The sequence below is a fragment of the Nocardia grenadensis genome (genome assembly GCF_050942415.1).
Lineage (GTDB): Bacteria > Actinomycetota > Actinomycetes > Mycobacteriales > Mycobacteriaceae > Nocardia > Nocardia grenadensis.
Genome location: NZ_CP192054.1, coordinates 3848189 through 3859239, shown reverse-complemented (window position 1 = coordinate 3859239; position 11051 = coordinate 3848189). Strand labels below are relative to the sequence as shown.

At 67.4% G+C, this 11051-nt stretch carries 13 protein-coding genes; 2 read left to right on the top strand and 11 right to left on the bottom strand.

Translation table 11 applies throughout. The features are described from left to right. Positions 1-77: 77 nt before the first annotated feature. The 5 genes from ACQPYS_RS17585 to ACQPYS_RS17565 all read right to left on the bottom strand — a co-directional run bounded on the left by ACQPYS_RS17585 (position 78) and on the right by ACQPYS_RS17565 (position 3876). On the bottom strand, positions 78-1463 hold the full coding sequence (locus ACQPYS_RS17585; RefSeq protein WP_433490206.1) for an NADH-quinone oxidoreductase subunit D: 1386 nt from the start codon (positions 1461-1463) through the stop codon (positions 78-80). Further along, positions 1463-2188: an NADH-quinone oxidoreductase subunit C gene (locus ACQPYS_RS17580; RefSeq protein ID WP_063035060.1), complete on the bottom strand. Its 726-nt coding sequence runs from the start codon at positions 2186-2188 to the stop codon at positions 1463-1465. The genes ACQPYS_RS17585 and ACQPYS_RS17580 overlap by 1 nt, the downstream gene beginning before the upstream one ends. Then, entirely contained in the window at positions 2185-2739 is a 555-nt protein-coding gene (locus ACQPYS_RS17575) for a NuoB/complex I 20 kDa subunit family protein (protein WP_039824617.1), read from the bottom strand. The genes ACQPYS_RS17580 and ACQPYS_RS17575 overlap by 4 nt, the downstream gene beginning before the upstream one ends. 64 nt (positions 2740-2803) lie before the next feature. After that, positions 2804-3184: an NADH-quinone oxidoreductase subunit A gene (locus ACQPYS_RS17570; protein ID WP_063035059.1), complete on the bottom strand. Its 381-nt coding sequence runs from the start codon at positions 3182-3184 to the stop codon at positions 2804-2806. Between the two features lie 281 nt (positions 3185-3465). Continuing rightward, complete coding sequence (locus tag ACQPYS_RS17565; RefSeq protein ID WP_063035058.1) at positions 3466-3876, bottom strand: Rv3143 family two-component system response regulator; 411 nt, start codon at positions 3874-3876, stop codon at positions 3466-3468. Positions 3877-3938: 62 nt separating this feature from the next. Between ACQPYS_RS17565 and ACQPYS_RS17560 the strand changes: the two genes are divergently transcribed. Beyond that, complete coding sequence (locus ACQPYS_RS17560) at positions 3939-4346, top strand: NUDIX hydrolase (RefSeq protein ID WP_084480399.1); 408 nt, start codon at positions 3939-3941, stop codon at positions 4344-4346. 39 nt (positions 4347-4385) lie between these two features. Here ACQPYS_RS17560 and ACQPYS_RS17555 read toward each other — a convergent pair whose 3' ends face one another. The 4 genes from ACQPYS_RS17555 to ACQPYS_RS17540 are packed head-to-tail and all read right to left on the bottom strand — an operon-like array spanning position 4386 to position 8202. Beyond that, a complete protein-coding gene (locus tag ACQPYS_RS17555; protein WP_036512093.1) occupies positions 4386-4970 on the bottom strand; it encodes a GTP-binding protein in 585 nt (194 codons plus the stop codon). Positions 4971-4980: 10 nt separating this feature from the next. Then, positions 4981-5355: a DUF742 domain-containing protein gene (locus ACQPYS_RS17550; protein ID WP_063035057.1), complete on the bottom strand. Its 375-nt coding sequence runs from the start codon at positions 5353-5355 to the stop codon at positions 4981-4983. Between the two features lie 39 nt (positions 5356-5394). Further along, positions 5395-5808 (bottom strand): roadblock/LC7 domain-containing protein, encoded by a 414-nt coding sequence (locus ACQPYS_RS17545; protein WP_063035056.1) that lies wholly within the window; start codon positions 5806-5808, stop codon positions 5395-5397. After that, on the bottom strand, positions 5809-8202 hold the full coding sequence (locus tag ACQPYS_RS17540; protein ID WP_433490205.1) for a sensor histidine kinase: 2394 nt from the start codon (positions 8200-8202) through the stop codon (positions 5809-5811). Between the two features lie 166 nt (positions 8203-8368). Between ACQPYS_RS17540 and ACQPYS_RS17535 the strand changes: the two genes are divergently transcribed. Beyond that, entirely contained in the window at positions 8369-9922 is a 1554-nt protein-coding gene (locus ACQPYS_RS17535) for a succinic semialdehyde dehydrogenase (protein ID WP_433490204.1), read from the top strand. 9 nt (positions 9923-9931) lie between these two features. Here the strand turns inward: ACQPYS_RS17535 and ACQPYS_RS17530 are convergent, their stop codons facing one another. Continuing rightward, positions 9932-10348: a DUF779 domain-containing protein gene (locus tag ACQPYS_RS17530; RefSeq protein WP_433490203.1), complete on the bottom strand. Its 417-nt coding sequence runs from the start codon at positions 10346-10348 to the stop codon at positions 9932-9934. Positions 10349-10674: 326 nt separating this feature from the next. Beyond that, on the bottom strand, positions 10675-10983 hold the full coding sequence (locus tag ACQPYS_RS17525) for a hypothetical protein (RefSeq protein WP_433490202.1): 309 nt from the start codon (positions 10981-10983) through the stop codon (positions 10675-10677). Between the last annotated feature and the right edge of the window lie 68 nt (positions 10984-11051).

The window sequence follows — 11051 nt, the reverse complement described above, 5'->3', positions numbered from 1 at the left end:
GGCGGGGGCGGAGGTCTCGCCTCATGGGAGCTCCCTCCGAGCCGGCAGAAGCCGTTCGGTGGCGGCGATATCGCCCCTCATCGGTCCACACCGCCCATCACCGGATCGATACTGGCGACGGCCGCGATCACATCGGCGACCATGCCGCCCTCACACATCGCCGCCACGGCCTGGAGGTTGGTGAAGGAGGGATCGCGATAGTGCACGCGGTAGGGCCGTGTACCGCCGTCGCTGACCAAATGGACACCGAGTTCGCCGCGTGGCGACTCCACCGCCTCGTAGACCTGCCCCGGCGGCACCCGGATGCCCTCGGTGACCAGCTTGAAGTGGTGGATGAGCCCCTCCATCGACGTTCCCATGATCTTGCCGATGTGCTGTGGCGAATTGCCCAGACCGTCCGCGCCCAGCTTCAGATCCGCGGGCCAGGCGATCTTCTTGTCCGCCACCATCACCGGTCCCGGCCGCAAGCGGTCCAGGCACTGTTCGACGATCGCCAGGGACTGCTTCATCTCCTCGATCCGGATGAGGTAGCGGCCGTAGCAGTCGCAGGTGTCGGTGGTGGGGACGGTGAATTCATAGGTGTCGTACCCGCAGTAGGGCATGGCCTTGCGCAGATCGTGCGGCAGACCGGTGGAGCGCAGGACCGGGCCGGTGACGCCGAGCGCGATACAACCGGTCAGATCGAGGTAGCCGATGTTCTGGGTGCGTGCCTTGAAGATCGGGTTGTGGGTGAGCAGGTGCTCCATATCCCGCAATCGTTTCGGCATCAGCGCCAGCAGGTCGCGCACCTTGCCGACCGCGTCGCCGGGCAGGTCCTGGGCGATACCCCCGGGCCGGATGTACGCGTGGTTCATCCGCAGGCCGGTGATGTTCTCGAAGACGTCGAGGATCAGCTCGCGTTCCCGGAAGCCGAACAGCATCGGGGTCAGCGCGCCCAGTTCCATTCCCCCGGTCGCCAGCGCCACCAGATGCGAGGAGATGCGGTTGAGCTCCATCAGCAGCACCCGGATCACGGTGGCGCGCTCGGGGATGTCGTCGGTGATACCCAGCAGCCGCTCCACCCCGAGGCAGAAGGCGGTCTCGTTGAAGAAGGGGGACAGGTAGTCCATCCGGGTGACGAAGGTGACGCCCTGGGCCCAGGCGCGGAATTCGAGATTCTTCTCGATGCCGGTGTGCAGGTAGCCGATACCGCACCGGGCCTCGACGACCGTTTCACCCTCGATCTCCAGGATGAGCCGCAAAACCCCGTGCGTGGACGGATGCTGCGGGCCCATATTGACGACGATGCGTTCCTCACCCGCGCCGCGCAGGGCATCGGCGACCTCGTCCCAGTCCTGGCCGGCGACCGTCAGTACCTGTTCGGCCGGGTCCGCGCCACTGCGGCCGGCCGCCGTCGGGGCGGTGCCGGAGTCGTCGTTGTCCGGCCCGCCGGATACTCCGGGCCGGTAATCGATCTCGCTCATCAGCTGTATGCCCTCCGCTCATCGGGCGGCGGTATGCGCGCGCCCTTGTACTCGACCGGTATCCCGCCCAGCGGGTAGTCCTTGCGCTGCGGGTGACCGCGCCAGTCGTCGGGCATGGTGATGCGGGTCAGTGAGGGATGCCCGTCGAACAGGATGCCGAAGAAGTCGTAGGTCTCCCGTTCGTGCCAGTCGCAGGTCGGATACACCCGGTACAGCGACGGGATATGTGGATCGGTGTCCGGTGCGGACACCTCGAGCCGCAGCCGGCGGCCGTGCGTGATCGAATTCAGGTGATAGACCGCGCGGAGTTCCCGGCCGGATTCGTCCGGGTAGTGCACCCCGTTCACCCCGAGGCACAGTTCGAACCGCAGCCCGGGATCGTCGCGCAGCACCCGCGCCACCGCGACCAGCTGGTCGCGGTCGACGTGCAGGGTGAGCTCGCCACGGTCCACCACGACCTTCTCGATCGCGGTATCGAACGCGGGGCCGGACGCCAGGGCCGCGCGCAGCAGGTCGACCACGGTGTCGAAATAGCTCCCGTAGGGCGGTGCGCTGCCGCCCGGAAGCGCGACCCGGTGGACAAGGCGCCCGTAGCCGGAGGTGTCACCGCTGCCGGAGATGCCGAACATACCCCGGCGCACCCCGATGACCTCGTCCTCGGGGCCGGTCGGCTGTTCGGGTTCCGCAGCGCGGCTGTCGGTGGAGCCCGGGCCCTCGGTGCTCATCGCAGCAGCCCTTCCATCCGGATGGTCGGGGTGGCCGCCAGCGCCGCCGCCTCGGCGGCGCGGATCGCCTCGTCCCGGTTCACCCCCATCGGGGTCGCCTGGATTTTCTCGTGCAACGCGAGGATGGCATTGAGCAGCATCTCCGGCCGCGGCGGACAGCCCGGTAGGTAGATATCGACGGGGACCACATGATCCACGCCCTGCACGATGGCGTAGTTGTTGAACATGCCACCGGAGGAGGCGCACACCCCCATCGCCAGTACCCATTTCGGTTCGGTCATCTGGTCGTAGACCTGACGGAGTACCGGCGCCATCTTCTGACTCACCCGCCCGGCCACGATCATCAGATCGGCCTGCCGCGGTGAGGCACGGAAGACCTCCATACCGAAACGCGCCGAATCGAATCTGCCACCGCCGGTGGCCATCATCTCGATCGCGCAGCAGGCCAGGCCGAAGGTGGCCGGCCACACCGACCCCTTGCGCATGTATCCCGCCATGGCTTCGACCGTGCTGAGCACGAAACCACTGGGCAGTTTCTCTTCCAAACCCATGTCCGACTACTCCCTGGATATCGGCCCGCGCCGGGCGCGGTGCGGCTGATCGGAGGTTCGCGGCTCAGTCCCAGCTGAGGCCGCCGCGCCGCCATTCGTAGGCGTAGGCGACCGAGACATTGACGATGAACAGTGCCATCGCGGCCAGTCCGAACACCCCGAGCGCATCGATATGGACCGCCCACGGGTAGAGGAACACGATCTCGATATCGAAGATGATGAACAGCATCGCGGTGAGGTAGTACTTCACCGGAAAACGTTGGCCGGTAACATTTCCCGCGCCTCCGGCCGTCGCATGCGGGGTGGGTTCGATACCGCATTCGTAGGCCTGTAACTTGGCGCGGTTGTAGCGTTTGGGGCCGATGAGGCCGGCGATCAGGATCGAGATCACCGCGAAGGCGGCGGCGACCGCGCCGAGGACCAGTATCGGCAGTTCGGTGTTCACGACTGCGCTTCCCCTCCTTGCGAACTGGAACCCCGCGGTGGTGCCACCGGGTTCCGCGAACGGGGTCGGCGGTCGATGGGTATTCCCCACGCCGCCGGATCGTCCCCGGAATCGACACAGGGGTGGGGGAGGATCAGTCGACGCGGGTTATATGTCATCTCCCGCGCTCATGTGAGCTAAAGCACAGCCTACAACTGTCGTGGCAGGACGAACGCGGATTCGGAGATGGCTTTGATCGAATTCGCGACTGAGATTTATGAGCGAATGAACCTAATCAGCGCTCAGGCAGCCGGGCGCCGGCGCAACAGATCCACCACGATCTCGGTGAGCCGCAGTGGGTCGATCGGATGGGTGGCGACGGCTTCGGCCCGTGACCAGTTCGCCAGCCAGGCATCGTCGGCGCGCCCGGCGAGCACGACCAGCGGCGGGCAGCCGCGGATCTCGTCCTTGAGCTGTTTGGCCAGGCCCATCCCGCCCACCGGCGCGGATTCCCCGTCCAGGACGGCGAGATCGGCCGCGCCGGCATCCATCCGCTCCAATACCACCGGGGCCGTGGCCACCTCGAGGTACTCCAGCGGCGGTAGATCCGGATGCGGCCGGCGGCCGAGCGCCAGCATCACCTGACCCCGGGTGTCGGCGTCGTTGCTGTAGACCAGGACCCGCAGCACGGCGGGAGGATTCGCATCGGCCACGTTCGCATGGTACGTCCGCGACCATGGGATGCGTGGCAGCTTGGCCCAGATAGGATGCTCCGGTGACGGACGAGCTGGTCGGGGAACTCATCGATACGGTCGCCTGGGTCCTCATCGTGGACGGGCGGATACTGTGCGCACGTCCGCGCGGTAAGGACGTGTTCTATATTCCGGGCGGAAAACGGGAAGCCGGCGAATCCGACGAGCAGACGTTGCTGCGCGAGGTCACCGAGGAACTCACCGTCGCGCTGGTACCGCAGACGGTCGAGCCGGTGGGGGTCTACGAAGCGGTCGACGGCGGCGCGCGGGTCCGGATGAGCTGTTATCGGGCGGACTATCGCGGAACACTCACCGCGAGCAGTGAGATCACCGAACTCGCGTGGTTCGGCTTCGGCGACCGGTCGCGGGTGCCGCCGGTGGACCAGCTGCTGTTCGATGAGCTTCACGCGGCGGGCCACCTGGCAGCCTGACCCGGCGGGCGGAACCGGTGTGGTCCCGCCCGGGCCGGCCTACTTGGTGGTGAGATTCGGGCGGGTGGCCCGTTCGATGAGATGCTCGATCAGACTGAGCAGCACATTCTTCGCCGAGACGCGGTCGCGCGCGTCGCACAGCATGACCGGGATGGACGGGTCGAGATCGAGCGCGTCGCGGACCTCGTCGATCGTGTACCGCGGCGCCCCGTCGAAACAGTTCACCGCGATCAGGAAGGGCAGGCCGCGCCGCTCGAAATAGTCGATGGCGGCGAAGGAATTCCCCAACCGGCGGGTATCCGCCAGGACCACCGCGCCCAGCGCGCCCCGAGCGAGTTCGTCCCACAGGAACCAGAAGCGATCCTGGCCCGGGGTGCCGAACAAGTAGAGCACCAGGTCCTTGTCGATGGTGATCCGGCCGAAGTCCAATGCCACCGTCGTAGTGGTCTTGGACTCGACACCGGACAGATCATCGATGCCGGTACTGAGTTCGGTGATCATCTCCTCGGTGCGTAGCGGCGGGATCTCGCTGATCGAGGCCACCATCGTGGTCTTGCCGACGCCGAAGCCACCGGCGATGAGGACCTTCACCGACGCAGCAAGAGCCGGAGCCCCGGGGTCCATCCGGGCAGGGTCAAATTTTTCGGATTCCATCCAGTACCGCTCGCAATATGTTGAAGTCGCCGGGACCGGACTCCATCTGCACTGGAGCCCGGAAGATCAGATGGCCGTCACCGATCAGATCTCCGACGAGAATCTTGGTCACCGCCAGCGGCAGTTTCAAGGCGGCTGCCACCTCCGCCACGGTTTGTGCTTCCGTGCACAGGTGCACGATATCGGTGTACTCGGGTTCGATCCGGCGCAACGGCGGGGCACCACGAGCTTTGACCACGACGGTGAGCATATCCAGATCGTGTCCCGCGCCCACAGTGCGACCCTTGGTGATGGCGTACGGCCGCACCAGAGGTCCGGCGTCGTCGTCGAACCAGGGCTCCCGTGGCCCGGTCATACCCGCATACCCGTCATGGCGCCGTTGCTGTTTCCGCGGTTACCGAGGCTCGGCCCCGGTCCCGCCGCGGGAGCCGGTCGACAGATGGCTGCCGACCCGCTGGACGGTGAGGTTCATCTCGTAGGCCACCATGCCGAGGTTCGCGTCCGCGGCGGCCTGTACGGCGATGCATGCGTTGTCACCGGCCGAGGTGACGAACAGTACGGCGCGATCGAGTTCGATCACCGCCTGCCGTACGGCACCACCGTCGAATCGCGCGCCGGCGCTGCGGGCCAGGCCGTGCAGGGTGGACGACATCGCGGCGAAATGCTCGGCCTCGGTGCGATCCATTTTCGAGGAATGGCCCAGCAGCATGCCGTCGGTGGACAGTACGACCGCGAGGCGGACTCCCGCGAGTCGCTCGACCAGGTCGTCGAGCAGCCAGTTCAGGTCACCTTGTGTGGAAGTGGACACTTAGCCTTCCTGTTCATCCGGGGATGCGCCATCCGCCGTCGGGTTCCCGGCGGCGGCTTCTGCGGCGGGCAATGGCTTGCGGCCCTGCCGGGTGCCGTTCTCGATCGCCGACATCAGATCCCTGGCCTGTTCGGCCGAGCGTGGCCGCGCCGTTGCGACCGTCCGATCGGCGTCCGAAACTTCCGGTCGCGGTGCGACTTTAGCCTGCCTGCTACGGCGGGGTAAAGCCGGACGACCGTCGGCCAGCAGGGTCGGTTCGGCGGTGGTCTCCGTGGCTTCGGGGCGGGCGACCGGCACCGTGTCGGGTGTACCCGTCGCCGCGGCGCCGGCCTGCTCGGCGGCCTGCTCGGTGTGGTGGGGCCGGTCGGCGAGCAGTGTCGCGATGGTGGAACTCTCGGGGAGGGGGCCGGTGTGGGTCTCCGTGCCGGCCTCGGGCCCCGCAGCCGGGGCACGGGGCAGCCCGGTCAGCGGTGTGGTCTCCTCGGCGGGATCGGTCAGCAGCGTCGCGGGCACGATGACCACCGCCCGGACACCGCCGTATTCGGATTCCCACAGCCGCACCGCGACACCGTGGCGGGCCGCCAGCTGCGCGACGACGAAGATACCCAGCCGCGAATCCTTCTGCAGGGATGCGACCTCGAAGTTCGGTGGGTTCTCCAGGAGTTCGTTGAGGCGGTCTCGATCCTCCGCCGAGATGCCCATGCCCTGATCGGTGATCTCCACGGCCACACCCTTGCCGATCACCGAACCGGTGACCTGCACCCGCGACTGCGGCGGGGAGAACGAGGTGGCGTTGTCGACGAGTTCGGCGAGCAGATGGATGAGGTCGCCGACGGCGTTACCGGCGATCCGGAGTTCGGGGAGCCGGGCCAGCCGTACCCGGGTGTAGTCCTGGGTTTCCCCCACCGCGCTGCGTACCAGGTCTACCAGCGGTACGGGGGCTCGCCACTGGCGGCCCGGTTTCCCGCCACCGAGGATGGTGAGGTTCTCGGCGTTGCGGCGTTCCCGGGTGGCCAGATGGTCGAGTTTGAACAGGATGTCCAGCATGGCCGGGTCTTCTTCGCGCCGTTCGGCGTCGTCGAGGATCTCCAGTTGTTTGTGGACCACGATCTGGCTGCGGTGGGCGATGTTGAGGAAGATCGCCTTCACACCCTCCTGGGTGCGTGCCTCGGTGATCGCGGCATTGACCGCCACGGCATGCGCGTGTTCGAAGGCAGTGGCCACCGCGCCGAGTTCGTCCCGGCCGAAGTCGAGCTTCGCGGCGGCCGCGGTTTCGTCGACGTCCTCCCCGGCGCGCAGGCGTTCGAGCATATCGGGCAGGCGTTCGTCGGCGAGGGCCAGCGTATGGTCGCGCAACCGCACCAGGCGGTGGATGAACCGATTGGCCAGGACCAGCGAAACCCCGAACGCCGCCGCGGACACCACCAGGACCGCCAGGCCGATCAACAGTGACTGATTGGTGGTGCGGGCCGCCGCGTCCAGCGACAACTCCTGCATCAGCTGGTTCTGGCCGTCCCAGAGATCCAGCATCTCCTGGTTGACGTGGTCGGCTGCCGCCTGCCAGGCCGTCAGCTGCCCGGGAGAGAGCGCGGCTGCGGTGCCCTCGGCCCCGCCGACGCTGCGGGCGATGAGTGTGTTCTCGGTGCGGGCCAGCAGTCGCCATTCCGCACTGTCCATCAGGGTGCGCACCCGCTCGCCGATCTCCGGATCCAGCTGGGTGGCCAGCAGGGCGGTTTCGGTGCGGTAGAAGCCCGTCTGCTGGACGAATTCGTCGGGCAGCGCGACCGGGTTGCCGGTGCGCAGCGCCGCGCCGGCCAGGGCGTGGCTACGCGAAGCCGCTTCCAGCGCGTGCATGATGCGCGACACCAGTCCCAGCTGGGTGACCGCTTCCGGGTCCTGCTCGAAGGTGTGCGACAGCTGGGCGCCGGTGTTGAAGGCGTCGAGAACGCGGACGTAGAAGGTATAGGCGTCACCGGTCGGCACCGCGCGGGAGTCGACCGCGGTGCGGATATTGCCGAGCTGCTGGGTAAGCGTGGTGAACGAGCCGACATCGTCGGTGATCTCCGCCGGCTGCAGTTCCCGGATCCGCTGCGCTCCGGCGACCAGATCGCGGAGGGCCTGTTCGGTGTCGGGCCGGACGGCGGCGAGGGCGGCGGCCGCGGTGGGATCTCCGGCGAGATGTGCGAGCGTGAGGCGGCGCTCGTTCTGGACCACCTCGTATACATTGCGAGTGGGACCCGATACCTCCCGTAACGCCTCGGTCACCTGCCGGTTGTGTTGTCCCTGGTCGATCAGATAGCCCGTCGCACCCACACCGGCCACCAACAGGGTCAGACTCGGGATGAGCGCGATGGCCAGGATCCGGGCGCGGACACCGAGCCTCGCTCTGAACATCGCCACAAGTTAACCGTTCGACCGGTTTCCTGCACATCGAATCCCATTGAACAGGACTCACTTTGACACCGAACCCGGCATATGCGGCGTGGCGGCGGCGCCGCCGACCGGGACACGGTGGGTAGATTTGTCTTCACCTCGCGAATACCGACAGGTAGGAGGCGTGATGCCCGTACCGGAACCCGAAGTCTTCGACCGGTTGCGCACTCTGGTCGCGATCGACGCTGCCGCAGCCCGCCCACCTCGGACGATCGACGAGGTCTTCACCGGCAAATCGCTGGGCTCGGTGCCGGTCGGCACGGCCGAGGATGTCGCCGCGGCCGTCGCCCGCGCCCGCGTGGCGCAGTCCCACTGGGCGGCCCGCCCGGCGCGGGAACGCGCCCGGGTGCTTCACCGCTACCGGTCCCTGGTCGTGGCGCAGCGGGCGGCGCTGATGGATGTGATCCAGGCGGAGACGGGTAAGGCGCGCTGGGCGGCGCAGGAAGAGGTCATGGGGCTGATGTTCGCCGCGCGATATTTCGCGCGCGTGGCGCCCGCACTACTGGATCAGCGGCGGGTGCCCGGTGCCTTCCCGGTGCTGAACCGCGCCTTCGTCGATGTCCGGCCCAAGGGGGTCGTCGCGGTGATCGCGCCCTGGAATTATCCGCTGGTGCTCTCCCTGGGCGATGCGATTCCGGCGCTGCTGGCGGGCAACGCGGTGGTCCTCAAACCCGACAGTTCGACGCCGTTCTCCGCGCTCGCCGGCGCCGAACTGCTCTACCGTGCCGGGCTGCCCCGGGATCTACTCGCGGTGGTCACCGGCCCCGGCCCGGTGGTCGGCGAGGCGATGGTGGACTGCTGTGACTATCTGATGTTCACCGGTTCCTCGGCCACCGGGCGGACGCTTGCCCAGCGATGTGGCGCGCGGCTCATCGGGTTCTCCGCCGAACTGGGCGGTAAGAATCCGATGATCGTCACCGAAGATGCCGATATCGACCGTGCGGCGCGGGCGGCCGTCCGCGCGTGTTTCTCCAATGCCGGCCAGTTGTGCATCTCCATCGAACGGATCTACGTACAGCGCGCGGTGGCCGAGGAGTTCACCGCGAAGTTCACGGCCGCCGTATCGGCCGCACGGCTCGGTGCCGCCTACGACAACTCGATGGATATCGGCTCGCTCATCTCCGCGACACAGTTGCGCACCGTGACCGACCATCTCGCCGACGCCGTGGCCAAGGGCGCCGAAGTACGCGTCGGAGGTGAGGCGCGACCCGATATCGGCCCACTGTTCTTCGAACCGACGGTCCTCACCGGGGTCACCGAGGAGATGGTCTGCGCGCGCGAGGAAACCTTCGGGCCGTTGGTCTCGATCTATCCGGTCGATTCCGTGGCCGAGGCGGTGGCAGCGGCCGATGACACCGAATATGGGTTGCACGCGAGCGTCTGGGCCGGCGGTCTCGCCGAAGGTGAGCGGATCGCGCGGTTGTTGAAGACCGGCACCGTCTGTGTGAACGAGGGATACGCGCCGGCCTGGGGGACGACCGCGGCGCCGATGGGCGGGACCGGGATCTCCGGTGTGGGCCGTCGGCACGGGCCCGAGGGACTGCTCAAATACACCGAACCGCAATCGGTGGTCTCGACCCGCTTCCTGAACCTCGACCCGCCGCCACTGGTCCCCCGGGACCTGTGGCAGCGGGTGCTGATGACGTTCGCCCGGTCACTGCGGTTTCTGCCCGGCCGCTGAGGCGCCCGGTCAGGTCGCGCCGCCGTGGCCGCCGCGTTTTCGGCCGTCGAGCGCGGCGGCTTCCGCGGCACTGAGCCGGCGGGCGCGGAGTAGGAAGATCGCGGCCTCCTCCGGCGGCGATCCGCCGTCCGGGTCACCGCTCGGAGCCGGACCGGCGTCGGCGGGAACGTCCACGGTGAGATGTTCGCGCTCGAAACGTGTGTACGCCGCCGCGCTCATCCACAGTTCGGTGTGCCAGGCGAGGCGGCCGAACAGAGTATCGCCCTCGGCGGCGCGGAAATCACGTATCGGTAGCCAATCCGGTCGTGGATCGGTGGAATCGCGGTGCGGGAGATACAGCAGGATGGGCCCGTGCTGTTCGATCAACTCGCGTAACGCGTTGCGGGCCCGATCGGTGACTGCGACCCGGTCGCTGCGATACGCCATCAGCAGTTCCGTGCCGTGCCGTGGCACCGCGGTGGCATTAACGAATCGGTCCGATAGAACATCTCGCTCCCTTGTGCATCGTCGCCGTCCCCGGATCGGACGGTCCGGGGATTCGATACACCCGCCGTCCGAGATACCAGCTCATCGCGGCCGGCACTTTTGCGAACACATTCTTGCGTATTGCGGTCGCCGGGGCGAGCGGGTGTCCCTGTTCGGCCGAAAACGCTTGTGGTATAACCCTCTGTGCTCGTAGGCTCGGCACGACTATGCGGCAGGGTCGCCCGGGCGGGCCCGCTCCGATATCTCGGAAACCGATGCGGCCCAGCTCATTTGCGGATGAAGATTCCCGCGATATCGGCCCGTTCGATCGGGGTGTCGGCGTTGGCCTGCACACCGCAGAGCGCGTTGACCGCCGCCATGGACAGATCCACGTTCGTGCCGCTCGGTTCCGCGCCCTGCTGTTCCTCGAGCGCCTTGGTGATGGTGACGCGCTGGGTCTTCTGGTCCTGTTCCACGTACTCGCGGCACGGGGTATCGCCGCCCCTGTTCATGGCCCGTTCGATTTCGGTACAGCCGGCCAGTGTGAGCACGGCGACCGCGATCAGCAGGCCCGTGCGGGCTTTCGTGGTGTTCATCGACAACAATCCTCCTGGTCGGCTCGGGTCGCGCGCGGTGCGGACCCGGGTCCACTTCACTCTATGCC

What these genes read in the sequence shown, in the direction of transcription:
- ACQPYS_RS17535 (WP_433490204.1), top strand. Translation starts at nt 8,369, where the DNA reads ATGCCCGTACCGGAACCCGAAGTCTTCGACCGGTTGCGCACTCTGGTC.
- ACQPYS_RS17555 (WP_036512093.1), bottom strand. Translation starts at nt 4,970, where the DNA reads ATGGACCCCGGGGCTCCGGCTCTTGCTGCGTCGGTGAAGGTCCTCATC.
- ACQPYS_RS17585 (WP_433490206.1), bottom strand. Translation starts at nt 1,463, where the DNA reads ATGAGCGAGATCGATTACCGGCCCGGAGTATCCGGCGGGCCGGACAAC.
- ACQPYS_RS17580 (WP_063035060.1), bottom strand. Translation starts at nt 2,188, where the DNA reads ATGAGCACCGAGGGCCCGGGCTCCACCGACAGCCGCGCTGCGGAACCC.
- ACQPYS_RS17575 (WP_039824617.1), bottom strand. Translation starts at nt 2,739, where the DNA reads ATGGGTTTGGAAGAGAAACTGCCCAGTGGTTTCGTGCTCAGCACGGTC.
- ACQPYS_RS17540 (WP_433490205.1), bottom strand. Translation starts at nt 8,202, where the DNA reads ATGTTCAGAGCGAGGCTCGGTGTCCGCGCCCGGATCCTGGCCATCGCG.
- ACQPYS_RS17530 (WP_433490203.1), bottom strand. Translation starts at nt 10,348, where the DNA reads ATGGCGTATCGCAGCGACCGGGTCGCAGTCACCGATCGGGCCCGCAAC.
- ACQPYS_RS17550 (WP_063035057.1), bottom strand. Translation starts at nt 5,355, where the DNA reads ATGACCGGGCCACGGGAGCCCTGGTTCGACGACGACGCCGGACCTCTG.
- ACQPYS_RS17525 (WP_433490202.1), bottom strand. Translation starts at nt 10,983, where the DNA reads ATGAACACCACGAAAGCCCGCACGGGCCTGCTGATCGCGGTCGCCGTG.